This window comes from Algoriphagus oliviformis (assembly GCF_017254915.1).
In the GTDB taxonomy this organism is placed as follows: Bacteria; Bacteroidota; Bacteroidia; order Cytophagales; family Cyclobacteriaceae; genus Algoriphagus; species Algoriphagus oliviformis.
In genome coordinates this window covers 80,326-106,368 of the sequence record NZ_JAFKCT010000009.1, presented here as the reverse complement: position 1 = coordinate 106,368, position 26,043 = coordinate 80,326, and the positions used below count along the sequence as shown (strand labels likewise).

The 26,043-nt window shown below is 53.8% G+C and carries 21 protein-coding genes; all 21 read right to left on the bottom strand.

Annotated elements, in window-relative coordinates:
- Nucleotides 1–2 precede the first annotated feature (2 nt).
- From J0A68_RS18300 to J0A68_RS18200, 21 genes are read right to left on the bottom strand one after another with little or no spacing between them, the layout of a single operon-like run.
- Nucleotides 3–1,205, bottom strand: coding sequence for a glycosyltransferase family 4 protein (locus tag J0A68_RS18300; protein ID WP_206579686.1), 1,203 nt, complete (start codon nucleotides 1,203–1,205; stop codon nucleotides 3–5).
- The gene (locus J0A68_RS18295) at nucleotides 1,202–2,524 is read right to left on the bottom strand and encodes a phenylacetate--CoA ligase family protein (protein WP_206579685.1); all 1,323 of its coding nucleotides are present in this window, start codon (nucleotides 2,522–2,524) and stop codon (nucleotides 1,202–1,204) included. The genes J0A68_RS18300 and J0A68_RS18295 overlap by 4 nt, the downstream gene beginning before the upstream one ends.
- 40 nt (nucleotides 2,525–2,564) lie before the next feature.
- The gene (asnB, locus tag J0A68_RS18290; RefSeq protein WP_206579684.1) at nucleotides 2,565–4,409 is read right to left on the bottom strand and encodes an asparagine synthase (glutamine-hydrolyzing); all 1,845 of its coding nucleotides are present in this window, start codon (nucleotides 4,407–4,409) and stop codon (nucleotides 2,565–2,567) included.
- A gap of 6 nt (nucleotides 4,410–4,415) precedes the next feature.
- A complete protein-coding gene (locus tag J0A68_RS18285; protein ID WP_206579683.1) occupies nucleotides 4,416–5,459 on the bottom strand; it encodes a glycosyltransferase in 1,044 nt (347 codons plus the stop codon).
- 14 nt (nucleotides 5,460–5,473) lie between these two features.
- Nucleotides 5,474–6,886, bottom strand: a complete 1,413-nt coding sequence (locus tag J0A68_RS18280; protein WP_206579682.1) for an O-antigen ligase family protein — start codon at nucleotides 6,884–6,886, stop codon at nucleotides 5,474–5,476.
- Nucleotides 6,883–7,959, bottom strand: a complete 1,077-nt coding sequence (locus tag J0A68_RS18275) for a glycosyltransferase (protein WP_206579681.1) — start codon at nucleotides 7,957–7,959, stop codon at nucleotides 6,883–6,885. Before J0A68_RS18275 ends, J0A68_RS18280 begins: the two co-directional genes overlap by 4 nt.
- A complete protein-coding gene (locus J0A68_RS18270; RefSeq protein ID WP_206579680.1) occupies nucleotides 7,956–9,068 on the bottom strand; it encodes a glycosyltransferase family 4 protein in 1,113 nt (370 codons plus the stop codon). Before J0A68_RS18270 ends, J0A68_RS18275 begins: the two co-directional genes overlap by 4 nt.
- Complete coding sequence (locus tag J0A68_RS18265) at nucleotides 9,065–10,066, bottom strand: glycosyltransferase family 2 protein (RefSeq protein WP_206579679.1); 1,002 nt, start codon at nucleotides 10,064–10,066, stop codon at nucleotides 9,065–9,067. The genes J0A68_RS18270 and J0A68_RS18265 overlap by 4 nt, the downstream gene beginning before the upstream one ends.
- Nucleotides 10,063–11,244 (bottom strand): glycosyltransferase family 4 protein, encoded by a 1,182-nt coding sequence (locus tag J0A68_RS18260; protein ID WP_206579678.1) that lies wholly within the window; start codon nucleotides 11,242–11,244, stop codon nucleotides 10,063–10,065. Before J0A68_RS18260 ends, J0A68_RS18265 begins: the two co-directional genes overlap by 4 nt.
- A complete protein-coding gene (locus J0A68_RS18255; protein WP_206579677.1) occupies nucleotides 11,241–12,641 on the bottom strand; it encodes a hypothetical protein in 1,401 nt (466 codons plus the stop codon). Before J0A68_RS18255 ends, J0A68_RS18260 begins: the two co-directional genes overlap by 4 nt.
- 3 nt (nucleotides 12,642–12,644) lie before the next feature.
- On the bottom strand, nucleotides 12,645–13,880 hold the full coding sequence (locus J0A68_RS18250) for a glycosyltransferase family protein (protein ID WP_206579676.1): 1,236 nt from the start codon (nucleotides 13,878–13,880) through the stop codon (nucleotides 12,645–12,647).
- The gene (wecB, locus tag J0A68_RS18245) at nucleotides 13,877–14,995 is read right to left on the bottom strand and encodes a non-hydrolyzing UDP-N-acetylglucosamine 2-epimerase (protein WP_206579675.1); all 1,119 of its coding nucleotides are present in this window, start codon (nucleotides 14,993–14,995) and stop codon (nucleotides 13,877–13,879) included. Before wecB ends, J0A68_RS18250 begins: the two co-directional genes overlap by 4 nt.
- Before the next feature lie 49 nt (nucleotides 14,996–15,044).
- Nucleotides 15,045–15,932, bottom strand: a complete 888-nt coding sequence (locus J0A68_RS18240; protein ID WP_206579674.1) for a glycosyltransferase family 2 protein — start codon at nucleotides 15,930–15,932, stop codon at nucleotides 15,045–15,047.
- A complete protein-coding gene (locus J0A68_RS18235; RefSeq protein ID WP_206579673.1) occupies nucleotides 15,929–17,182 on the bottom strand; it encodes an ABC transporter ATP-binding protein in 1,254 nt (417 codons plus the stop codon). The genes J0A68_RS18240 and J0A68_RS18235 overlap by 4 nt, the downstream gene beginning before the upstream one ends.
- 2 nt (nucleotides 17,183–17,184) lie before the next feature.
- Nucleotides 17,185–18,042 (bottom strand): ABC transporter permease, encoded by an 858-nt coding sequence (locus J0A68_RS18230; protein WP_206579672.1) that lies wholly within the window; start codon nucleotides 18,040–18,042, stop codon nucleotides 17,185–17,187.
- Between the two features lies 1 nt (nucleotide 18,043).
- Nucleotides 18,044–19,759 (bottom strand): asparagine synthase (glutamine-hydrolyzing), encoded by a 1,716-nt coding sequence (gene asnB / locus J0A68_RS18225; protein WP_206579671.1) that lies wholly within the window; start codon nucleotides 19,757–19,759, stop codon nucleotides 18,044–18,046.
- Nucleotide 19,760: 1 nt separating this feature from the next.
- Entirely contained in the window at nucleotides 19,761–20,462 is a 702-nt protein-coding gene (locus tag J0A68_RS18220) for an acylneuraminate cytidylyltransferase family protein (protein ID WP_236025662.1), read from the bottom strand.
- Nucleotides 20,463–20,497: 35 nt separating this feature from the next.
- Nucleotides 20,498–21,490 carry a polysaccharide deacetylase family protein gene (locus tag J0A68_RS18215; protein WP_206579670.1) on the bottom strand — a complete coding sequence of 331 codons (993 nt, stop codon included), beginning with the start codon at nucleotides 21,488–21,490 and terminating at the stop codon, nucleotides 20,498–20,500.
- Nucleotides 21,491–22,645 (bottom strand): UDP-N-acetylglucosamine 2-epimerase, encoded by a 1,155-nt coding sequence (neuC, locus tag J0A68_RS18210; protein WP_206579669.1) that lies wholly within the window; start codon nucleotides 22,643–22,645, stop codon nucleotides 21,491–21,493.
- Between the two features lie 22 nt (nucleotides 22,646–22,667).
- Nucleotides 22,668–23,669 (bottom strand): N-acetylneuraminate synthase family protein, encoded by a 1,002-nt coding sequence (locus tag J0A68_RS18205; protein ID WP_206579668.1) that lies wholly within the window; start codon nucleotides 23,667–23,669, stop codon nucleotides 22,668–22,670.
- 4 nt (nucleotides 23,670–23,673) lie between these two features.
- On the bottom strand, nucleotides 23,674–26,043 hold the full coding sequence (locus J0A68_RS18200) for a GumC family protein (RefSeq protein ID WP_206579667.1): 2,370 nt from the start codon (nucleotides 26,041–26,043) through the stop codon (nucleotides 23,674–23,676).

Below are 26,043 nucleotides of genomic sequence, written 5' to 3'. Positions count from 1 at the left end.
GGCTAGGCGGGGTTCAGTTTTTCCAGCGCATTTCTAAACCGCCGAGCCAGCACGTCTTTGTCAAACTCGGCTCGGGCGATCACTTGGGCTTTTTCCCCCATCTGAGCATGCAATGCCGGCTGCTCACGCAGCTCTATGAGACAGCGCACGAGGGCTTCCGCATCGTCGTGTCTGATCGTATAGCCCACCTGATGCCCGTCAAGGAAGTCTTTCATCCATCCCTGTGTATTTTGGATGACCGGCACTCCCGCCGCCAAAGATTCGAAAAACTTGTTGGGGGAAGAGGTGTCGAGGATTGGGGAGTTTTGCAGGGGGACCAGCGATGCAAGTGCGTGCTGGATGAGCCCTACCAGCTCCACCTTGGGGATCAAGCCATGGATGATCAGGCTGTCCAGTCCCTCTTGTTCTTTCACGCGCACCAGCTCGTCGCGGAGCTGCCCATCCCCGATGATCAGGATTCTCAGTCCGCTGATGCCCTTTGCCTTGATATAGCGGGCTGCGTTGAGCAGCAGATAGCTATTGTTCACTAGGCCGATGTTTCCGGTATAGATGGCGTACTGTCCAGCCTGCAGCTCAGGGTGGATGGCCTTGAAGGCTACCGGCCGGGCAAAAAGCTCGATGTTTGCCGCATTGGTCACGGAGATGACGTTGGGGTGTCCGGATTTGGCCTCGATATACTGCTTCATCCCCGGAGAGAGGGCGACGATCAGTTTGGAATTGCGATAGCATACTCCCTCAAACCAATAGGCCAGCTTGACCATCCATTTGTTGCGGATGATGCCCAGCTCTATGGCTCCCTCCGGCCAGAGATCCCGGGTCTCAAACACCAGCGTCCTTCCGCGAAAAAACCTCGCCAAGAGGCCTGGAAGTCCCACGGTAATGGGGCCGGAAGAGGCTATGACCAGGTCCGCAGGCAGTGTCAGCGCATACCAGGAGGACAGTAGGGAATAGAAGACAAAAGTCCAGATTCTCTTCAAAAAAGGTTGTTTGTTGTCGATACGGACGTTGATCACCTTCAGCTTGATGCCTTCGTGCACCTGATCCTCGAGGAGCTTTTCAGCCTTGAGATCCGACTTGGAATAGACGCTGGTGACGACGGTGACGTCATGCCCCTGCTCTACCCATTCCTTGGCAAATTCGTACACACGCGTGCCCCAGGATCCCTTGGGCGTGGAAAAGTACTGGTAGAAGTAGACGATCTTCATGAATTGGGTTCCTTGTCCAAATGGGAAATGAAATGCTTCAACTTTCCTGATTTTTCCCGGTCAATCTTGGCGACCTGCCTTACGAGCACGTTCAGCCCTTTTTCCAGATACAGGCCAAAGCTCTCCTCCACCGCTTTCACATCCCCTGCGGAAAGTTGCCCGTCCAAGACCAAATCCACCTCGAAAGTATCCAAGGTGACCTGCCGCACCTGGTATTCATGGAGGCCGTTAAGGGAAGCCATCAGATGCTTGGAGATGTAGTATAGGGAAAAGCCTGCGGCCTTTTTGCCGGAAGGCAAGAAAATCAGATGGTTGAGGCGGCCGCTGAGTTGAACGAGCTCTGCACAGCGGTGCGCGGGATCCTGCCTTACAGCCCCCACATCGCCCACTTCATAGCGGATGAAGGGCATGGCTCGGTTAAAGATATTGGTAAACACCAGACTGCCGGACTCCCCCTCCGGCATGGGCTGATGGCTCTCGTCCAGCACCTCCGTGACCAGCGTCTCGGAGGACAGACGCCTCACTCCCCGGGAGTCCGTCATCGCCAGAAACTCCAGTTCGGAAGCTCCATACTCGTTGTACACCGGCACGCCAAACTGCCGCTCCAGAAGCGCCCTGTCCTCATCGCTGCATTGCTCGGAAGTGACGATGGTGGCCTGCAAGGAGGAACAGATATCCTTCAGCACCAGATTTTTGCCCCTGAGATATCTTGCGAAAAAAGTCTGGGCATTGGTGTAGCCATAGGTGTAGATGAACTTCTCTTTGGAAAACCTTCGGATATTTTCATCGAGCTGTCTGTCTGAAAGGTCGAATACCAAAAACCTCAGCCGGTTCATCAGGTAGTCTTTGAGTCTTTCCTTGTGATAGTGGGGAAAGCCCAACGGGATGCCGTAAAACCTCGCCTGGTAGTCATGGGGGCTGATGCCCACCTCCCGATACCGATCCAAGATCAGTGCCCAGGTCATGCTGTGGCAAAACTTGTCCTTGGCAAAACGCAAGGGCGTGCCAGACGATCCGGAGGTGCTGCCAAAATGCAGGTCCTTTTTGGCGAGGGAACCGGTGAGCTTCTGTTCCATCCCGCACTGCAGGTCTTTTTTTCGCACGACCGGCAGGTCTTCCCAGCGGCTGGGGAAATGCCGCCCTACCAGACTCCGATAGAGGGCGTTGTTTTGGTAGTGAAATCTGGCGATTTCCCACGCCTTGGCCTGATGCCACTCGGCAAACTCGTCCCTTGAAAAAGACTGGATCTCCTCCAGCTTCTTTTGGGCGGCGGCGATGGGATAGCCCTGCCACTTCAGCAGGTCAACGATACTGATCACAGTGGGATTCTAGGTTTTTCAAATACAAGTCCATCTCGCGTCAAGAGCTGAAGTTCAGCTCGTACCAAAGTGAGCAGAAAAACAGCTGCTTTACAAAGCCGTAGTGCTCTTTGGGGTTTTGCTTGAAGCGCTCCACGAGGCCCTGGACATCCACGTACTTCAAGAAGCTGAACTGGAAATAGTCCGACTGGTGCATTTTTTCCAAATGCTCCCGGAATACGGGATTGTTGAGAATGTATTCATCCCATGGCATGGACATGCCGATTTTGGGATGTTTGCGGATATAGTCAGGCAATTTCTTGCCAATGGAATCCATCAGCAGGTACTTCCCCTTCCCCTTGGAAGTGAAATACCGATCCGGCAACGAGGCCACCCCATTGACCAGGCGATAGTCCTGAAAAGGCTCCCGGCACTCCAGGGACGCCCCCATCGTGGTACGGTCGTTTTTGTCGTTCAACGTCTGCAAATGGGTATGCTGCTCCAGGTAGAGGAGTTGGCGATACACATTGCCCGGATAGAGCTTTTTAGCCTCCTCCAATACGCCAATCCGGTACTCCGGGAGCAGATTTGCCGTACCCACCCCTATTTTTTCGAAGTCGTGGAGGTAGATATCGTTGGCGTTCATCATCAGCTGAAAGTCCCGGTTGTTGGTACGGAAGTAGTTTTTCAGCTTTAGGAGCCGGGGGTTGTTGAGGTAGTTATCGGGAATGAAGCGGATAGTCTTCAGGAGGTTATACCGCATCATTCCGTCATGGGGCTTGTAGCGGACGTATCCACCCAGTATTTCGTCGGCACCCTCGCCGGAGAGCAGAACGGTAACTTTCTGCTTCGCTATCCGGGCCAGGCCCAGCACCACGTTGTCCGTGTAGTGCATGATCGGCTCGTCATGGTTGCGGATGGCGTCCATCAACAGCTCGACCTGCACATCGCCCAGAAACTCCTCTCCGTTGTACTGCACTCCGAGATCGTTGGAAAAACGCTGTGCCACGCTGGACTCGTCGTACTTGAAGCCTTTGAACATCACGTTCCAAGAGCTCAGGTCCTGGTATCCTTGCGCATGCTGGGCATACAGGACACTGCTGCTGTCCAGGCCCCCACTCAGCAGCGTGCCTACCTTGACATCGGAGATCATCCTCAGCCTCACGCTGTCCAGAAAAGTCTCCTCAAACCATTCCAGGGGATTTTTGATCGCATCGTGCTGTTGCGCCTCATCGGAAAGCTTGTACCACCGACGTTTGACTACTTTCTCTGGGCTGCCCTTCAATTCCATCACATACCCCGGCAGCAGTCGCTTCACGCCGGAGAAAATGGTGTTTTCCCCTGACACATAGCGATAAAACATCAGCTCGTCCACCTGGCTTTCGTCCACCTGCTTGGCTACTCCGCCAGCGAAAAGCGCCTTGGGCTCGCTGGCAAAATACACCCCTTCCGCATTGGTGGACACAAACAACGGCTTGACGCCAAAACGGTCTCTGGCAAGGGTCAGCTTTCGTTCCCTCGCATCCCAAAACGCAAAAGCAAAAAAGCCATTCAGCCTCCCCAAAACCTGGGTACCATACTCCATCAGAAGGTAGAGCAGCACCTCCGTGTCAGAAGTGGTGGTGAATGTGTAGCCCTTCTGCCGCAACTCCGGGTAAAAGTCCTGGTAGTTGAATACCTCCCCGTTGTAGACTAGGTGGAAATTGCCACAAGGGCTGACAAAGGGCTGGTTGGCTCCCTCGGAGAGGTCCAAGATGGAAAGCCTGCGATGTCCCAAGGCCAGCTTGCCATCCACATAGGTGCCCTCCGCGTCGGGGCCGCGATGGCTGATCGCCTGGCACATGGCTTTGATCTTGGATGGGGAAGCTTCACTTTCAAACTCCCAAAAACCTGCTATTCCGCACATAATATTTTATTTGTTAGACAGCTCGGCGAGATACCGGCCATATAGCGCTTTCATGTTTTGGTGGAAGTCCACGTGCTGCTCGATGTACTTCCTGTTTTGTATTACTCCCGGCTCATAGCGCCCGGGGTCAGCGAGATAGCGTAGCACCGCCTTGGCCAGAGCCTGGCTGTCGCAAACCGGCACGAGGAGGCCGTTTTGCCCGTCTTTCAGAAAAGCCTTGTAAGCCGGCAGCTCCGACACGATCGGAAAACAGCCGCTGGCCATCGCCTCAAACAGGGAGGCGGAGACACCCTCCGAAATGGGTACGGAAAGGTAAAAATCACTCTGGGCGAGCAGATCGGGGAGTTCATCGTTGGGTATCCGGCCCAAAAACTTCAGGTTTTCCTCCAGTCCCAAGTCCTGGGACTTCCTTTCCAATGCCGCTTTCAACACGCCATCTCCCACGATCCAAACCTCCACATTCGGGAAGGTTTTTCTCACCTCCGCCATAGCCATGAGGATGTCTTCGTGGCGATACTCGGGATATAGCGAGCGGGTCACTATCCCGATGACCTTGCCCTGCGGGCTCTCCACTTTGCGCTTCTGCCCATGGAAGCGATTCAGGTCTATCCCCTTGGGCAGCACTGTGATTTTGGACGGATCTGCCCCGGAGTTGAGCATGGCAGGCACCATCACATGTCCCCAAGCGTGGATCAGGTCGACATTTCTATAGACTCTTCGCTGCAGCCATCTTTTGATATGCACCGCAAATCCCTCCAAGGGAAAGGCATCCGTGATGCCCTGCTGCGCCACTATTCTCACTTTGGCCCTGACAAACAGGGAAAAAAAACCATAGCTGGTGGCCCGCTCCGCCAATACCAAGTCCCACTGCTGCCGATTGATTTGGATGATGCTGAAAAAGAACAGGCCAAGGTTTGCCACGCGCTTCCAGCGCACGGGCGACGGGGCGACCTCCAGCGTTTGCAGCTTGACACCGGCATTTTGCTCCACCCCTCTCATCCAGGTGATCGCATCCGCCCGGTAGGTTTCTCCCAAAAACAAGATTTTCATTCGACCAAAACCGGTTATTTTTTAGTAGGCAGAGTTTTGATGGGCCCATCGCTGGAGTCCGCAAGCTTGCGCCTACGGGGCGTAGTGACGGTGATCATCGCCAGTCCAAACAACAAGGGGGTGATGTAGGTCCGAGTCGCCGCATGGAAGGTGGTATATACCGCCACCATGGCAAAGGCTAGCAGGACACTTTTGACTTTGATATTGGCCTTTTTGCGGAAAAGGCCAAAAAACACCATCGCCACGACCACGAAGTACGCGATGCCAAACATGCCATGCTCGGCAAACAGCCTGCTCAGCTCAATGTGCGGGGCAGTGCCAAAATGCTCCTCCCTCAGGTATCTGGAAGACGCCGCACCCGTTCCCAAAATGGGATTCTCCATGAAAATCTCCAGGTCTTCCAAGGCGATCCCGGCGCGGTAAGACGTAAAGGTGTCCAGAGAGCGCTCTTTTGCTCCAGCCATCGTACCGGCGGTCTCCCCGCTGTACCTCAGCATGAGCAGGCCCCCGGTGATATTGTTTACCACGACGAAGGTGACCATGAGGATCAGGATCGCAGGCACCAGATACCTGCCCACTTTCGGGATGTTTGCCAGATCCTTGATCTTCCCCGAGTTCCGCTTCAGCACAAACAACAGCCCCAGGATGCCTATTGCTCCCCCGATCACGCCTCCACGGGAAAAACTCAACAAGCCCTGGAACGCAAATCCCAAGAGAAAAAAGGAGTCAATCCAGAAATTGCCGGAAAAGCGCCATTTGAAAATGATGAAGATAAACATCAGGAATATCCCCAGGCCAAAGAGTACCGACACCTGATTCGAGCCAAAGCCTCCGGTGGTCTCAAAATTGGCACCGAGGTCAAACTCGATGGAATCGAAATCCGGAGTCTTGATGAACGTGAAAAACAGGGCCGAAATGATCGGAAACACCATCAGGCGGATAAGTGCCAGAAACCCCGAAGGAGTAAAGCGCTGGTTGGAGAAAAACCAAATGCAAAGCCCCAGGTTGATCGGCCCGAGCACGTCGAAGATGATGTAGGGAACTGATACCATCCCCGAAAAGTCGTAGAACAGGGCCGGAAAAAGCAACACCACCATCAGCAGGCCCTCTTTGCCCATCCGGTTGGCGCCATGGAGCAGCCCAAATGAAGTCAGGAAAAACGTCATGTATTTGCTCTGCTCATAGCTGATGAAAGGCGTCGCCTTCACCATCCTGGAAAACACTTCAAAGGAGACCAGGTACACCAGCAGGTAGCTCACCGAGCCGTTGTACTTGGATTTGTTTAGCAGCAGAGGGATCGAAAAAACAAAAACCAGATAGTACCACCCGATCAGCGCCCAAGGGGTGACGGTAGTCGCCACGCCCAGGAGGATATGGAAAACAATCCAAAAATTGAGGTATTTGACCGAGGCGATTTGCTTGATCATCGATTGCCCTTTATCAGGTGATAGTAAGTGGAGAGAAAGTTACGGGTTCCGTAATTTTCGTCAACGTGTGACCTGAACTCTCTCCCCGTAGCGATGGCCTGCTCCCAGTTGCCCACCAAGTCATGCAAGGCCTCGGCCAGCTGCAGTGGATTGCCCTTCTCGACGATTTTGCCAAACCTGCCGTAGTCCAGGACTTTGGGACACTCCCCCACCTCGGTGACTACCACAGGCAGAGCTGCCAAGCCATACTCCAACAGACTCACCGGAAGTCCTTCGAAATCAGAGGAGATAATCCCGATGTGCATTTCGGACAAGAGAAGGCCCACATCCTCGACATTGCCGGTCAGCTGGACTTTCCCAGACAGTCCTTGACTTTGGATGTAGTCTGTCACTTGTTGGTAATAGGTGTTTTGGTGGTATTTACCTGCCAAGATCAGCTGGGCGTTTGGATTTCCCAGCTGCAGGTATTTTTGAAATGCCTGGATGGCATTGAGGTGGTTTTTTGGTTCCCTGAAACTCGCCAAATAGACGATCTTCGGACTGTCCATGGTCTCCAACCCGCTCTTTCTGCTGATGGTCAGCGCAGGGAAGTTATTGATCTGGGCGATATGGTCTTGTGGGATTTTCATATGGGCCAGAGACCAGTTCTTTAGCTCTTCGTTGACGCAGATCGCATAGTCGAGCAGGTAGGAACACAGCACCATAAATACGTTGGCCTTTTCGTGGACACGATTTCCGAAATGGTCGTGCCAGAGCACTTGGACTCGGCCAAAGAGCGCCAACTTGACAAACAAAGCCCAAAATACCGAACTCGAGTGCGCATGGATCAGCTCTATGTTTTCCCGTTTTGCGAGGGCGACCAATCGAAACAAGGCCCTGAAATCGAGTGAATTCGCCTTGTTTAGACAAATGTAGGGTACCTGTTTGTGCTTGCGGTTGAGCAAAGCCCCGCCCCTGCGGGAAGCACAGAGGATCACGGGATTCCCGTCTTCGTGCAGGGCATTTGAAATATTCACCGCCATCATCTCCGCTCCACCGGTGTCCAGGGAATCGATCAGCTGCAGTATCCTCATACCAGTTTTTCGATTTCGGCCGCAAAGCGCTCCAGGGTGAACTGCCTCGCCCAGTCGCGAGCCTCCTCTTGCATTTGCCGGAGCTTTTGCGGGTGCCGATTGATAGCGAGGATAGCCTCCACGATCTGAGTCGGCTCTTTGTCCACCAATACGCCGCGTCTGCCACGACCGACCATCTCGGGTACGCAGCTGACGGCAGTCGTGATGGGGATACAGGACCAGCTCATCGCCTCGGCGACGACCTTGGGCCACCCCTCAGAGTCGGACAGGAACACCAAAAAATGGGCTTCGACCAGCTCCTGCTTCACCTCCTGTGCACTCACGTTGCCACGCAGCAGCACCCGCGAATCCAGTCCATGCAATGCGACGAAGGCTTCGAGGGCCTTTCGCTCGGCCCCCTCCCCACAAAACACCAAACGGGCATCGTGTCCCGCGTCCACCAGCAGCTTCAACGCCTGCAAGGACATCATTGGGTTTTTTCCGCTCACCAGTCCCCCGACATAGACCAGTTTGATCCCTTCGGAGACGGGCGATTTTTCCACAGGAGCAAAGTCCGCCTCCTGGTAGCTAGCCGTGAAAAAGGGACGGACATTGCTGGAACTGTGGGCCCAGTCGCCATAGACCAGCACGGTCATGTTGCGGCTCAGCCAGGGCTGGTTGATGATCCACTGCTGCAGCTTGTAGGTCTTGGGCTGGGCGCTTTTCGCATCCCAGTTGCCCGCATATTTCACGGTTTTCTTTTTCCAAGGGAAAAAAACCTGCAGCAGGCAGCCGACCAAGGCCAGATTGCCGGGGCATCTCAGGTGGATGTGATCGGCGAACCACATGGCCACCCACATCTTTACCACAATCCAGGGAAGCTTGACGGCGCTCTTGGCTGCTTCGCCAAGGCTTGTAAAGTCCAGGGAAGGCGACTCGTTCACAAAGGTACTGTCAGCGCGGTAAGGCAGGTTGATGGCATCCTCATTGGACGGGACTACCGGAGCAAAGATCTCCATCTGATCCACGCACTTTTCCCAGAGTACCATCTCCTTGACCAGAGGTCCGTAGGAATACCACTTTCCCTCCCTTGCAAAATGCGCCGCGTGCGAAACCACCAAAAACCTCATAGTACGACCCGGGGCTTTTTGAACCAAAGCACAAACCAAGCCTTCATCCGACCCAGGTAGTCCCGCACCGCATCTCCTCGGTGGGGGCCTTTGACCACGATGAGCAGTCGGATATGGGTGAGGAGGAGACAGGTCAGGTGCCACTTCAGGGTATCCGCAAGGCGGGTTTTGGGAAACCGAAGTCTCCATACATACCATCCGTTGGTGACGACCATCTGGCCATACTTGTAGAAATTGGGGCGGCCGGGAGCCACGTGATAGTGCTCCAGGGTGGCTTTGGTGTTGACGTACAGCTTGCCATAGGCCAAAGACCGCAGGGAAAAGTCAAAATCCTCGTACAGGCCGTAGCCTTCGAAATAAGGAGAAAACCGGATGTGCCCAAAGAGCGACTTCCTATAGGCCATGCTCAGTCCGATCAGGTGCTCTACCTCATACGTCTTCCCGCTCGGCGGGTGCCCGCTGCGACCGTGGGAATAGGCGGGAATGATATCCGGAGGCAAATCGGGCATCAAGCCAAACAGCTTTCTGATCTTAAACCGAAGCGAATCCGGGGTCGCATAGCCGTCAAAAACATAGTGCGAAAACCTCGAAACCTCCTGCCCGGGCTGCAGCTTGAAGTAGCCGTTTTCCCTGACATCCAGTCCCCCTACTCCTATTGCCTCGGGGTGCGCTGCGAAGGTCTTGGCTATTTCCTCAAAATACTGGGGGTGAAGTACCACGTCGTCATCCAGAAAGGCCACGATCTCCGACTCTGCGGCTACCCGGGCCGTGCCGAAATTCCGCTGTCGGGTGAGCCCTCTGTGCCCGGGCTCCACCAGATGGTAATGAACCGGCACTTCGCAAGAAAAACCCGAAACGGCACGCTTGGTTTCCTCATTGGTCGACCCGTCCACGATGATGATTTCGTGGGGCTGTAGTCGCTGCGGCTTCACAGACTCCAGCAGATCCATGATCGCATCCGGACGCATGTAGGTGCAGATGACGAGGGAGATTTTCATCTTCTTTTTTTGATTTTCTGACTGAGGAGATCCAAATGCTGCCTCCCCACTTGTTCGATCGAGAAATTTGCCTGCACAGAGGCAAGGGCGGACTTGCCCATTTTCTCCCTCAGTTGGTCATTTTCCAACAAATTGACGACATGCGCGGCGTAAGCGCGATGATCAGCAGGATGGGCGGTAAAGCCGACTTCCTCTCCCAGAATGACCTCCGGAGACCAGCCTATATCACTACACACCAGCGCTTTGCCCTGAGCCATCGCCTCCAGCCATGAGACCGGAAAGGCCTCGGCATAGGACGGAAAAATACAGACATCCGCCTGCTGGATCAGTCGTCGGATCTGCCCATGCTTGACCAGTCCCAAGTATTCCACCGAGGGAAAAGCCTCGGTGCTGAATGCCTGCTTCATCAGTTCCCAGGTGGAGCCCGATCCTGTATGGATATCAAAGGCGTCGTTGCCAGCCAGTACAAGACGCACATTGGGGTGTTGCTGATGGACGAGGTTATAGATCGCGGGAATCTCCAGCACGCCCTTTTTTCGGATCAGGCTTCCAAAGTAAAAGACCGTTTTGGCACCAGACTGTGAACCGGCCGTCTGAGGCTCCAAGGCATCCAAGTGGATCCCGTTGTGGATCACCTCGTAGCTGCGCCGGGTTCCAAACAGCTCGCAGGACTTTCGCCCCACGAAATCGCTGACTGCCACGATATGGTCTGCACTTTTGAAAGCGGTCTTTTCAAACCAGCGGTTTCTCGACTTGACCTGCCGCCCCTCCAGATGGCAAAAAAAGGTGTCTGAGCCGTGAAGCTTCAGTACCGTCGGGCAGTCAAAACGGATAAACGCCGAAATCCCCGTCCAATCGGGAACCTCTATCAATTCTATCCCGGCTTTGGCGACCCAGCGATTGACCACCCGCTGAATCCTGAAGCGGTTCACCAGCCAGCCTATGCTCCCGGCATAGACCTGCCTGATAAACACGAAGGTCTTGGCCTCGCGCTCCTCTACCCTATCTTCCCGCTGGCCATAAACAAAAATAAAAACCCGGAGCCCTTGACTTCCATAGAAATCGGCCAGGTTTTTAATGCTCGTTCCTATGCCTCCGGTATAGCCCATGCTGGGCAGGGGATACTCCGGGGTGAGGAAGGCGACGGTCTTCATCGTAGGGGTCTGCTCCTGCCTCAAGCCAATTCCCTGATTTTGGAGCAGATATTTCGGGATGCCCGGTCGATAGGCTGGTGGATGACCAGCTCATACCAGGCCTTGGTCGCCTGCTCATTCCAGGAGCTGGGCTGGGCAAAATATTCCAGTATACGCGCCTTGATCTCTTTTTTGTCGTTGATCCAAAATACGGCGTCCTCGCTGGGACGTGAGCGAAAATGGATGAAGTTGTTCAGTGTCTTGACGCTCCAGCGCCCGCCCCCCGCCTCCGCCGGATCATAGTTGAAGTAGCAGCATGGCTTGCCCAAAGCGTAAAAATCAAAGACCATCGATGAGCCGACATTGAAGACGATATCGGTATGGTAGACGGTATTGACCAGCATCTCTTGGTCTGCGGGCATGGGCATGATTTGATTCCAAACCTCCCCAGCGGCTTCCCACTTGGGGTCTGCCGCGCGGATCAGGTCGCTAAACTCGTCCAGCACAGGGTCGTACCGGCGGCTTTTGTCCACCGGGCATCTTCTGAACAGAATTCCGAATCGCTCCACTCCCGCCTCTTCGTTGATCTCGCGGACGGACTCCGCCAAGTCCCGGAGGTAGTACTCATCATAGGGGCTGGTGGTGTGGTCATCCCCGGAAAAGCAGATGTACCTCACTCCAGGTTTGAGCTGGTGGCGCTCGGAGAATTGCTCCTTGTTGGCAAGCAGCGCTTCATCCCTGTAGATTTCAAACTGGGGCGTACCCGTCACCGTGATCCGCTCTGGAGCGATCTCGGGATTGTATTTGGTCAGCTCCTTTTTCATATAGTCACTCCACACAAAATAGTGGTCAGGATCGATCACCATGGTGGCCTTGGGCAGGTTGTCCCAAGAAAAAATGAACGTGCCTGTAGGGATTCCGAGCGACTTGGCCGCCTCGATGGGCGCCACGGCCGTGATCGGCCGCTGGTTGGAGCAAAAGACATAGTCTGGCTTGAGCTGCTGGAGCTGGGCCACGCAGTCGCGAAAGTAAGCGGTTCTACGCTCCAGGACATTGATCAGCGGCTGGGATTGCTTCCTGCGATCCCCGGCCAGGTACATCTTGAAGAAACTGAAAAACGCGGCTTTGACCCGGTCTTTTGCGCTGGACGGCTTGCCTGCGTTAAACTTATAGTCGTGGAAAGCCTGGTCTTCAAACTCCTCGGCATACCAGTCGATGTAGTTTTCGATCTTGACGCGTTTGACGATATCGGTGAGGAAGTGAGGTCGGGGTTTGGGTGTTTTGACTTCCGTCAGCCCTATGTCCGCCAGCCCAAAGCTGGAATTGTTCCAATACACGATTTCCAATCCAGCTTCCTCGGCCCGCTTCACAAAATTGCTGAAGGCGAAATTTCTCAGCCCCACACCATCGGGGATCAGAATCAGAACTTTTTTTGTACTCATCTACTACGCGATACTGGCCATGACCTGCCTGAGGTGGTCTACTCCCACGTAGTCCTTCAGGTCGGGACGGTTTAATTTCAAATTCTTTTCTTTTACCCATTGGGAATAGAGCTCGGCGATGACTTGGCTTAGGCCCTCGACGTCATCAGACTCAGCCACATAGGGATAGTCCTTGCCCAGCAGCCTTCTGGTCTCCGAATATAGGGGAGACATCAGCAGAATAGGCTTATCGGCCAAGACGCAATGGGGAAATTTGCCCGGAAGGAAGGGACTGATCTCGGACTTGGACTCCACGATCACGTTGACGGTGGCTTCCTTTTGGAGATATAGCGCATGCTCAAAGCGGATGAAATCGGTAATCACCGTCAGCTCCTCGATCTGGCTGCAATAGTCCCTGAGTTTTGCTTCATGGTGCTGGGCCGGACCTACGAAAAACAGCCTTGCGTGGGCTTTGGCCTCGGGATGCTGCTTCAGAAAGCGTTGGAAGGCCAAAATCAAACTATCCACCGGGCGCTCCTTGAGCAAGTTGCCGGCGTGCAGCAGGTTGAAATTGCCGGATGACCATCCGGGAAGGTCCAGGCGCTCGTTGGGATCAAACTCGCTGATCTGGTGGGGAATGATGACGGATTTGCCGACCATCTCCGGGAAAAAGGAACCCATCCACTCAGACAGCAGCTTACTGGGAAAGCCTACGTAGCGGGCAACTTTTGAAAGCTCCCTGAAAAACTCCTCCTTTTGCCTATAGCCGGGCAACACCTGGGTAAAAGGCCTTGGATAGAAATGGAAGGGGTAAGGATCGTGGATATAGGCCAGCCACTTGCCATGCAGCTCCGGAAACTTCAGCAGCGCATAGTGGGGTCTAAAGCTGGAGCCTTTGCTCAGCGTGATCACCGAGTCATAGTCTCCCTGGACTATCTCAGGCAAAACCGCCCGGATACTCCGCGTGTCGCTGAAGAAGGTAAACGAAAACCCAAACAGGCTCTCCAAAGGACGATGGAGCGAAATCCCGGTAAACTTGGTAAAGTACCGCTGGGACCTGCTCAGGACGTAGTTTAGGGACAGCTTCCTTTCCCGGATACTGATGCAGGGAATCCCGGCGAGCTGGATGTCCCGCTGGGTGTAGTGGTACACCGTCACCTGCTCGCATATTTTCGCCAGGTTTTTGATCAGCTCTACGTTGACCTTGGATCCACTGCTGTCGTTGACATTGATCGACTCGGCGATGACGGCTATTCTCATCCGACAAAGAGCTGGTTGATCCGCTCGACCGCCTGGCCGTCGCCATAGGGATTGTATGCGGAGGACATGCGCTGGTAATTTTCCGGATTTTGGATCAAAGCGGCCACTTCGGAATAGATCTTCTCGGGATCCGTCCCCACCAACTTCACCGTTCCCGCTTCCACGGCCTCCGGACGCTCGGTGTTTTCGCGCATGACCAGCACCGGCTTGCCCAGCGAGGGCGCCTCCTCCTGCACTCCACCGGAATCGGTGAGGATGATATGGGATGCCTGCATCAGGTACACAAAGGCAGGATAAGCCAAGGGACTGATCAGGTGTATATTGGCAATGCCGGAAAGCAGGTCGTTGACAGGCTGCTGGACGTTGGGATTGAGGTGTACGGGAAAGATCACCTGCACGTCCTCGATGGCCGACAGCTTTTTGATCGCTTCGCAGATCCGCTCAAAGCCACCACCGAAGTTTTCCCTGCGATGTCCTGTCACGGTGATGACCTTCTTGCCAGCGGTGATGACCGATTTCAGCTGGGCGATTTCATCGTCTTCATAGCCTGACTGGAGCTTTTGTACCGCCAGATGCAGGGCGTCGATGACGGTATTTCCAGTGACGAGAATGTCCTGCTCCTCCACTCCCTCCCGCTGGAGGTTGTCTCGGGATGAGGTCGTAGGCGCAAAGTGCAGATCGGTGATCTTGCCGGTCATCTGACGGTTGATCTCCTCCGGAAAAGGAGAATCCTTGATGTAGGTCCGGAGTCCAGCCTCGACGTGGGCAATCCTCACCCGGCGATGAAACGCCGCCAAGGCGCACATGGAGCTGGTAGTGGTGTCGCCATGGACAAAGATCCAATCCGGCTGCTCCCGCTCCAGCACCTCGTCAAAAGCTGACAGTATTCTGGAAGCCAGCTGATTGAGTGACTGGTTGGCCTTCATCAGATCCAGGTCGTAGTCTGCCTGGAGCCCAAAAAACTCCATCACCTGGTCCAGCATGTGGCGATGCTGTGCAGTGATGCAGATCTTCAGGTCAATGGCCGGATTGTCCTTGAACTTCAAGGCCAAAGGGGCCATCTTGATCGCTTCTGGTCGAGTACCAAAAACCAGGATTACTTTTTGGTTGTGCATTTTAGCTATTTGTTTTTTTGACGAAGCCGTCTACTGCCCATCTCTTGGCTTAGGCCAAAAAATGGTTGGAAAAGGAATTGCGGACCTCGTACAAGAACTTTTTCACCCGCACGGAAAAACGGGGATCATATTCAAATCGCCTCTTAACCTCCTGTCTCCACTGTGCGTCCAGCCAGCGGTCAAAAAAATCCCTTCTCGCTCCCTGCGCATACCACGCGGCTGCCTCGGGGGCCATTTCATCCTGAAAAATATGGTAGCATGGCAGCCTGGAGTCGACAAACAGCCCATAGCCCAAGGCTTGCGCCCGGGTACAGAAATGCCGATCCTCCCCCTGGAAATTCATGCTGCTGAGCCGGTTGAAGTTCAGTCCTTTTTCGAGGAGCTCTCGGGAGAGCAGCGTACAGGCTCCTCCTCCCCCCACTTCGAACACGCCAGGCTCCTTGAGCCGATAGTAGGAGTCTTCGGAATGGTAGTTCCAGGAATGAAAATCCCATGCGTTTGGCGTATAGGGGGAATCCTCCCGAAATTTGGTCCAGAATATACTGAATATGAAATCCTTTCCGGCCTCCACCAAGCTGGCCAAGGTATCGGGATGCAGCACCAGGTCGGAGTCCACCAAAAACAGGTAGTCGTACCCTCCACTGAGGGCTTCCCGGATTGCCGCGTTCTTGATTGCGATGATGCGGTCGATCTTCTTGCTGTCCCAGTCGTGGTTGGTATATTCCGTCTGGGTATCCATTTGGAAATCCAAAAAGGAGGCGTCTTCCCGCTCTGCGACCAACTTGGCCAGGTACTCTTTCGTCCTCGGGTCCCGATTGTCGTCGAGAAACAAATAGTCGAGCTCAAAGCCCTCCCGATTTAGCTTCAGGTAGCTTTCCGAGGCGACTTGGAAGATCTCCAGGCTTTTGCAGACTGAGGAAAAAAAGAGGATTCTCATACCTCGTGGATGATCTTGTTGGGAACGTACACGTTGCCGTACTCGCTTTTGAATTCCTTCTTGTAGCCCGTGGTGGAAGAGTTGATCACTTCAAAACTCAGGGCGTTTTCGAAATACACCTTGTTGGGGATGAAGAATTCCAAATCCACAGAGTAGTTTCCTTCCCGGAAAGAAACCCCGTGGGTCAAGTCCACAGTGATTTTGTTTTTCTTCGCTGCCTTGAAGTCCTGGGAGTTGAGCCAATTGGAAATGGAGCTGATCCGGGATCCATACGCGTCCTTGAAGAACACACCCAGGTACAAGTCCTGCATCTCGCCTTTTTCGATTTCAAACTCAATGGTCAGCTGAAATCGCTCAAAAGCCTCGACCGTGTTGACATCCCCAAAGCGGGAATTGATGGTGAGGGCGGTGATACTCACTTCTTTGTGTTTCAGATCCGCCCCTTTGCTGTTTTGGTTGTTGTTGAGGTAGTAGTGGACGGAGCTTTCCGCATTTCCCTGATAGGCCATGGTGCCGTTGGACAGGACTATCCCTTTTTTGCAAAGGTTGTTTACCGCATTCATGTTGTGGCTGACAAAGAGGATGGTGCGGCCTTCGTTTTTGCTGACCTCGCCCATCTTGCCCAGGCATTTTCGCTGAAACTCCGCATCTCCCACAGCCAACACCTCATCAACGATCAGGATTTCGCTCTCCAAGTGTGCTGCGACGGCAAATGCCAAGCGGACATACATGCCGCTGGAATAGCGCTTGACCGGTGTGTCCACGTAGCGCTCCACGCCGCTGAAGTCGATGATCTCGTCCAGCTTGCGGGTGATCTCCTTCTTGGTCATTCCCAAAATCGCCCCGTTGAGATAGATATTCTCCTTTCCGGTCAGCTCAGGGTGAAAGCCAGTCCCCACTTCCAGCAAGCTGGCCACCCTTCCTTTCACCTTCACACTGCCCACGCTGGGCGCTGTCACTCGGGACAAGATCTTGAGCAGGGTGCTTTTGCCGGCTCCGTTTTTGCCGATGATCCCCACCGCGTCTCCGGCTTGGATGTCAAAATTCAAGTCTTGAAGACTGTACACTACGTTGGAGTCGCCTTTGGTGGCGCGGTCGTTGGTTTGGCCGATTTGGAGGAAGGGATCGTCCTGGTTTAGCACGTTCATCCTAAACCATCTCTCCAAGTCCCTGCTGACGGTACCGGTTCCGATTTCGCCCAAGCGATAGATTTTGGAGAGGTTTTCTACTTTTATAGCTGTCTTGCCCATGATCAGATCGTGTCGACGAAGGTTCGTTCGGTTTTGTTGAATATCACCAGTCCGAGGATGAAGACCACCAGGGTGACGAGGGTGGTATAGAGCAGGTTGTTCCAGCTAAACTCCCCTGCGCCGAGAAACGCATAGCGGAATGACTCGATGATCGGTGTCATCGGGTTCATCTCGATAAATCCCCGGTATTGCTCTGGAGCCGAGCTCAGCGGGTAGATCACGGTGGTGGCATACATGAGCAGCTGAACCCCAAAGGTCACCAGAAAAGAAAGATCCCGGTATTTGGTGGTCATCGCGGTGATGATCAAGCCTATCCCAAGGCCCAGAAAAGCCATCAACAATACCAATACCGGAAACAGCAAGGCGACATAGGTGACTTGGATGTCTGCGCCATCCAGGTAGAAATAAACCATCATCGAGAAGAAGAGGATCAGCTGTACGCCAAAGCGGACCAGGTTGCTCACCACGATGCTCAACGGCAGGATAAGACGCGGGAAATAGACCTTCCCAAAGATATTCGCATTGTCCTTGAATACTGTGCTGGTCTTGGTGATGCAGTCCGCAAAGTAGTTCCAGGCGGTGATCCCCGAGAGATAGAACAAAAACTGGGGCAGACCGTCCGTGGAGATCCCCGCCAGGTTGCCAAACACGAATACATACACCAGCGTGGTGAAGATCGGCTGTATAAAGAACCACAATGGTCCCAAGATGGTCTGCTTGTAGAAGCTGACGAAATCCCGCTTCACAAACATCCGAAGCAGATCCCGGTACCTCCAGAGATCATAGAGCTTCAGGTCAAAGAGGGAACTCTTGCTCTCGATTACCAAATCCCAGTCCTGGGAAGAATTGCTTGATTCCATTCTAGTTATTCGTATTCAAAATGATGTTCAGATTAATCCACTGCCACACGTAGAAGCTGTTGTCAGAGAGGCCCTTTTGGTAGGCCTCCCACTCTTTGGACAATTCGCTTCCCCGGATGAAGTCACGCTGCGCCAGCTGCTGGATGTGGGAGTCGGCCCAGTCTCTCAGCTCACCTCGGAGCCATTCCCGCTGGGGAGTCTGCAGCGGGCGCTTGGGGGCCAGGGAAAGCCGCTTGGGCACTACCTCCTGCGCAAACTGGCGGAGATACCATTTCCCCTCCTGATTCCTGATTTTCCATTTTTGCTCCTGCGCAAAGCCAAACTCCACCAAACGGTAGTCAAGAAATGGCTCCCTCAGCTCCACCGAGTGCTGCATGCTCACGCGGTCGTTGAAGCGGAGTGCCCGGGGTATCTTGGTGTAGAATATGTCGCGGTACTGGAGATTGAGCAGCTCCGAGTCAAAAGGCTTGGGATAAGACACATTGCGTCCGGCGCCGAGAAAGTCAGCCTCAAAGACTGCCGGGCGGGTAAGGGGACTTTTCGTGCCCTGAACCAAACTTTGCGAAGCGGGAGAACGGTAGTAGTCATATCCTGCCCAAGCTTCGTCCATGCCCTGCCCGTCCAAGAGGACTTTGACGCCTTTTTCCCTCGCCTGCCGAAATATCCCGGAATAGGCGATCGTGGGAAATCCCCCGAAAGGCTCGTCTTGGAACTTCGCTACCTCCTCTGCCAGTCGTGGAAGCTCATCCACGGAAAGTTTCACGCGATTTAGAGGATTTTTCTCCTGCTCCAGCAAGAGTTCCACCCAGGGCAGCTCGTCGTAGTTGGGATCGCCGGTGTAAAAGGTAAAGGCCTCGATCTGCTCTCCCTTGTCTGGATTGGCAGCGTTGACGAAAGCCAGCAACAGGGAGGAATCCAGCCCTCCGCTCAGGTTGAAGCCGACGGGTACATCCGCCACAAAACGAAGGGATACCGCATCGTGAAGCAGGGGATGGTAGGCCGCTTTCAGCTCGGCCTCGCTGTGCAGCTGCGCCGTGTGCTGGACACGGGAGACAAAATCATAGTAGGACTTCAGCTCCACCTGGCCTCTGGACGGCTCAAAGCTCAGCGTGCATCCGCCAGGCAGCTGCTTGATCCCACTCCAAAAGCTCTCATCCGGCATGCCGTAGGAGCCCTTGGCGATGTAATCAGCGAGCACGGTTTGGTCGATGTTTTTTTCTACCCCTGCCGCATGTAGCGCCTTGATCTCGCTTGCAAAATAGAGGCTCCCTTGGTGGATGGCGTAGTAGAAGGGCTTTACCCCAAATCGGTCTCTGGCGCAAAACAGCCGGCGCTCGCTTTTGTCCCATATGGCAAAGGCGAACATTCCATTCAGCCATTCCAGCATCTCGGTGCCGTACTTCGAGTAGAGCTCCACCAGGACTTCGGTATCAGAGTTTGTTCTGAATGGATGGCCAAACAATCGGGATTTGAGTTCCCGATAGTTGTAGATCTCTCCGTTGAACACCATCACATAGCGGCCGCAGCTGCTGTGAAAAGGCTGGTTTGCGGTCTCATGCAGGTCGATAATCGAGAGCCTGTTGTGTCCCAGGCCGACCTGCGCATCGCAGTACACCGCATGCGCGTCCGGCCCCCGGTGGCGCTGTGCCTGTACCATCTGTCCCACTGGGACGGCATAGTCACTCATTGGGCCCACTATTCCGGAGATTCCGCACATGTTACAGGCTTTTTACTTTTTCCTCGGCCAGATACCAGTCTTTCATGGTGTCCAGGTTGCAATAAAACGACTCGTCGGAAAGCACGTAGCCGAGCTTCCCTCCCACCAGTCTGCTTTCTTTCAGGATCAAGTCCGTCTTGGCCAAATACACCGACCCGTCCCGGTAATAGGCCTTGGGCAAATCCTGACGTCTGGGGATCAGTTGTTCTTCCCCGGTCGCAATCTTGAGCAAGCCATCGGCAGATTCCTCAAAAACCCAGTGGGGATTAAACTCATGCGGAACCTCCAATACCGAAACCAGGGAATCGAAGTCTCCATCGACAAATCGGCGGATGCAGGCATCTATGAACCCTTTTGGTTTGAAGGGGCTGGTCGGCTGGAGAAGGCATATCGCGTCATAGTGCTTGCCCTGCTCGGCCAGCGCCAGGATGGCGTGTTTTACGAAATCAATGGAAGGCGACTTGTCACCGGAGATCTCGTCTGGTCTCAAGAAGGGAAAATCCAGGCCGAGCCCTTCGGCAATCCTCCCGATCTCCGCACTGTCGGTACTGACAATCACCGAGTCGAGCAGCAGGGATTCTTTGGCGTCGCGGGCCACGTATCCGATCAGGGGCAGGCCGTTGAGCAACTTGGTGTTTTTACCAGGTATGCCTTTTGAGCCGCTGCGGGCAGGTATGATTCCGAGTATTTTCAACTTTGACAAAAACAGTAAATGGGCCTAAGCCCATCCCTTTGGTATTAGGCGCTACAGCCCGAAAACTCCCAAGAGGCTACGGGAATCTGGTCAAACATCCGCCCCTCCTCAAAGAGGTTGGACTTCCCGCCGATCACATCATTGCAATCAAAACGGGCTAAATTCAACGCGTTTTCACGGATTTGGATATTCCCGGCGCGCTCCATGGTAAATCCAAATTCAAAGTCGAACTCCTTTGCCTTATCCAAAACCGGCTGTGCGCAACTAGCCCTGCTGCCATAAGGGTAGCTTACGGTGCGGGGCATTGCCAAGCCTTTGGATTCAAAAAAAGCACGAGACTTCTCAAATTCAGCATCCAGCTCCTCCGGAGACAGCAGCCCCAAAGGCTGATGGCTATAGGTGTGTGAGCCCAAGCAGCCGTCCTCCGACAGACCCCGGAGCATGTGGTCGGTCATGTAGAAGGCCTCATGAAAACGCTTCGTCTCCTCCGCGCTGAAAGTCTCCTCAAAAAGCCGGTTTACGACCTCGTCCTTGGTGTGGAAATCCATCTTGAAGTTCAGGATGTATTTCAAGACCGCCTCCTCGGCGGAGTCATAGTTGTAGTGACTGACCGCAGTCTGCCGCTCCGCATCCGTCAGCTGTAGCGGCAGGTCGAGCTTACCCAATCCATCCAGCATGTCCGCCGTGGACACAAACGACCTGAGCAGATGAACCTGGTGAACGTTTGAAATTTTTCCTTCCTGGATATTCAGAGGATTGACGTAAAAAACCGCCGGAACCCCCAGCTCCTGCAGGATAGGATAGGCTATCTCGTATTGCTCTCGCAATCCATCGTCAAAGGTGACCAGTATGCTGCGCTCGGGTAGTTCGGACTCATGGGCCAAAAAACGGCGGATATCATCCTGGGACACAAAAGTCCCCTCTTTGCCCAGGCTCTGGATCTGGCTCTTAAACTGAGCTGCACTCAATCCATGGATAGCCGAAAAAGGATAGTTCGACTCCTCGCGGATGTAGTGAAAATTGACCGCTATCAGCATCTAGTAGGAAATAGTCTTTGAAAACTTCAGCTCCACCTTGCTGAGCAACTGTGCGATTTCTTCTCCGGCTCTGCCGCCCCCGTACACGTGCGACTGGGCCGGTCGGGGATTGGAGAGCCAAAAATCAATGGCCTTGGCTATCTCCTGGCGATCATAGCCCACATCGATGATGTTGTGGCCACGCTCCCGCTTGTTTTGTCTGGTTCCGATGTTGATCACCGGCACTCCCAAAAACGAGCACTCCCGGATTCCCACGCTGGAATTGCCGATCAGGCACTTGGAAGCCAACAAGACCTTCAGAAAATCCCGGCCTTCCATGTTTTTGAAGAAATGGATCTGTTCAGGTTTGTTTTTCTCCCGAAACGCTCGGATGCCTGAGGAAGTCCCATCGGCACCCGCATCCACATTGGGCCAAAACCAAAGCACTGGCAAGTCTATGCCATTGACCGCCTGCAGGGTTTCGTTGATATGGTTTCGCGATTGGGTGTATTCTGTAGTCACGGGATGCTGCATCACCACCAGGTATCCCTTGCTCAAATCTGGGCTAAAACCGACCCCGCCGTATTTCTGATAGGGGTCAAAATCCAGGCTCGGCTCATCCAAGACCATCTGTGCGAGATCGATGGATGGGCAGCCGGTATTGAATACCGACTCCGGCGACTCTCCCAGCTTGAGCACCCGCTCATAGGCATCCTTGGAGGCCACAAAATGGTAATCCGCAAGCTTGGTGATAGCATGCCTCACCTTCTCGTCGATGTTGCCAGTCACTTCCCCTCCCTGGATGTGTACCAAGGGGATATTCATGTACGCAGCCGAGATGGCGGTGGCCATCGTCTCAAAGCGGTCTGCGATAGTCACGACCACGTCCGGCTTGAGATTGTCAAAGACCGTACTGAGTTCCAATATCCCTATGCCGGTGGTCTTGGCCGCGGCGGTAAGGTTTTCGCCCTCCAATACATTGAACACCCTTGCCGCTATCTCAAAGCCGTCCTGCTCGATGTAGTTGACCGCCGACCCATAGCGCTCCAAAAGCGCCGAAGCCGCCACAATGATCTGCAGCTCCAGTTCCGGGTGGTTTTTGATGGCGTACAGGGCGGTCTTGATCCGACTATAGCTTGGTCTGGCTGTGATTACTACCGCTACTTTCCTTTTCATAGTTGTTTGCTTGAGAAAAAGATCAAAAATCCGATTCCTCCAAAAAGTCCCATTTGGTTTTTGCCCTCTTCAGCTCCTTGCCGAGGACGGTTTGAAAAAGTCTGGCCGATATCCCCCTGTCTCCAGGTTTCTTCGATTCCAAATCCGCTACTGTTACCCTATGCCCCACAGGCAGATCCTTGTTGACCGCCAGCGACTTTCCAAACATGGTCTTCAAAGGCGCAAAGCCAGCGACGTCATCTTTGGAATGGGAAGAGGCAAAGGCCTCCTCAAGGTTTCGCACGGAGCTTACCAGTTCCGCCACTTGGTCGATTTCCAGGGAAGCCTTGGCGTCCGGGCCAAACATCCTTTTGTCAAACACGGCGTGAAATTCCAAAATTGAAGCGCCAAGAGTGAAGGCTGCCACGCTGGACTCTATCCTACCCGAATGGTCAGAATAGCCTACCGGAATCTGAAAACGCTCCCTCAGCTTCGGGATTTCCGTCAGCCCCCACTGGGCCGGCAGCGTAGGATAGGCCGTAGTACATTGCAAAAGCGAGACCTCGGTCCCGAAACCTTCCATAAACGCCAACGCATCACCCAGCTCCGCGTAGTCGCTCATCCCGGAGGATAGGATCACCGGCTTTCCGATGCGCCCAAGCTTGTCCAGGAGCAAGTGGTTGGTGATTTCCCCAGAGCCTACCTTGTAGCGCTTCACGCCGATATCCTCCAGCAGATCCACCGCTTCACAGCTAAAGGGAGAAGAAATAAACTCGACACCGGCCTCGTCGCAGTGCTTTTTCAGCTCCGCCCACTGCGCCGGAGAAAACTCCATGCGCTTCCAGTAGTCATAGCGAGTATTGTCCTCATAGCTGAATTTCACCCGAAACTGCTCGAAGCTACTGCTCTCGGCCTCTGCGATGTGGGTCTGGAACTTCACCGCGTCCACCCCAGTCTCAGCCAAAGCATCGATGTAGGAGTGGGCTATCCCCAGACTTCCTTCGTGCGCCTGCGCGACTTCGGCTATGATAAAAGCCTTCTTCATGATCTTAGCTTGACTTCTTTTTGTCGTCATCGTAGTAGCCATAGCCATAGCCATAGGTGTAGCCATAGCCGTAGGTCACTTTCTTCCCATCCACTCCGTTAAACACCGAGTAGATGTTCTTGATGCCCTTGCTGATCTTGAGACCATTGATTCCGTCGATAAAAGAACGCTGTGAGTAATTCTGTCTGAAGACAAAGACCGTCACGTCCACCTTGGAGAGCAGATCCAGGGTCTCGCTGACCAAGCCAACCGGCGGAGTATCCAGGATGATGACGTCATAGTTTTCCTTCAGCTCCTGCATCAAGGTATTGAAGCGGTCGTTGAACAGCAGCTCCGCTGGGTTGGGAGGAATCGGCCCAGACACCAGAATGTCAAAGTTGTCGTAGCCGGATCGCTTTACCACTTTTTTCCAATCCTTCTCCTGTCCACTCAGGTAGGTGGAAAGTCCTTGGTCGTTGGGGATGGAGAAATCCGGGAAAATCTTGGGCTTTCGCATATCACAGCCCACCAGGATAGTCCGCTTGCCCGTGAGCGAATACACGGAGGCCAGGTTGATCGCGCAGAAGGTCTTTCCCTCTCCGGAAATGGTGGAGGTGACCATGATGGTGATCTGATCCTCGTTTGGCACCGCAAACTTGAGGTTGGCACGAAGAGATCTGAAACCCTCCGAAAGTCCCGACTTCCCGTGTTTCAGCACCACCAGGCTATCGTCTGTACGATTAAACAAGATGGTGGAGAGAATCGGCATCTTCAGTCGGCTCTCCAGGTATTTGACATCTTCTATCTTGGTCCTGAAAAATTCTTTCAAAAACAACAGCAAAACCGGAATCAACATGCCCAGCACAAAGGAGGCCAGGTAGTTTCTTACGGGCTGGGGCTTGATCATCATCCCACCTTCGGCAGGCTCGATGATTTTGTTGCTGGCGGCATTTGAGGCCTTGGTGATCGCCGCCTCGGCCCGCTTCTCCATCAGGAAGGTATAGAGGTTCTCGTTGAGTTTGAACTGTCTTTCGATCCGGATCAAGCTCTGCTCGGTCTGAGGCAAGGCCCTGAAGGACACGTCTATCTCCCTGATCTGCGCCTGTAGGTCTTGGATGACACGGGCAGAGTTTGCGTCCACGTTCTTGAGGATTTCACGGATGCTCTTGTTGGCATCTTCTATCTTTCGGTTGACCTCCTTCACAGCCGGGGACATCTCGGTCTGGGTGGCTAGCGCCCGCGACTTGTCCACCTGCAAGGCCAGCAGGTTTTCGATGAGCGCATTCAGGATGGGGTCGTCGATTCCGATTCCCGATGGGACGACGAGCTCCTTGTAGTTGCCTTGGAGGAGGTAGTCTCTCAGGCTTTGGTAGTAGGATCTTTTGAACTCCTCATTCCTCAGCTGGGTCTCCAGTCCAGACAATTTTTCAAAAACCGCCGTACCCTCGGAACTCAGGTCGTAGATTCTGTTTTTGGATCGGAAGTTTTCCAGCTCGCGCTCAAAGTAGCTGAGTGAATCCTCCACGCCCGACACCTGATTGTCGATGAAGGTGATGGTGTTGGTATAGACTTCGTTTTTGTCGTCCAGCTCACGTCTCAGGTAGGATCCCATCAGCGCGTTGAGATATACCTCTCCCTTGGCCACGTTGGGGGTATTGATGCCCAGCTCAAGAATCGAAGAGTTTTTGTCCACAGGCTCTACCGAGAGTAGGTTGGAATAGATCCTTGCGAGCGACTTATGGTCCCTCAGCTTGTACATGATGGAGCCCGCTGGATCTGGGTCTATCTTGTCGACTTTGATTCGGAACTGGCCATTTTCCACCCATTCGCCGAATTTGTACGTCTGCTTTTCGGGCATGTTTTTCATCCCGACATAGGAACCGTCCGATAGGTATTGGGTATAGCCCTTATCGTCAAAGGCCAAGGAAAACTGCTCGTTGTTTTCCCATTCCAAGGTGACCAGCCCATTGATGATCTGGGAATTGGTCCAGTCGACGGTAATCAGGACTGGCGTGTTTTTGTAGATTTCCTGGTCTATGAAGGTCCCTTCCACGAAATACTCCACGTCGAAATCCAACTGGCTGATTGCCAAGGCGGCTACAGGCTTGGACTTGAGGATGATGGTTTCGTTTTGCAGGCCCAGGTTTCCCACGTCTGTGATCGCGGGATTTTCAAAAAGTGCCAGCGCGGACTCCTTTTCCTTGATGAAAAACTTGGAACTAACCCTGTAAAGCGGCTCCGTGGTCTTGGACAAGTAAAACCCGATGGCCAGAGAGACCCCCACTGACACGATAAACCAAGGCCAAATCCTGAATAGCTTTCCTACAAATGATTTTAAGTCAAAGGATGACTCCTCCGACTGGACGAACTCGTCGTCGTTTTGGTCAAAATTCAT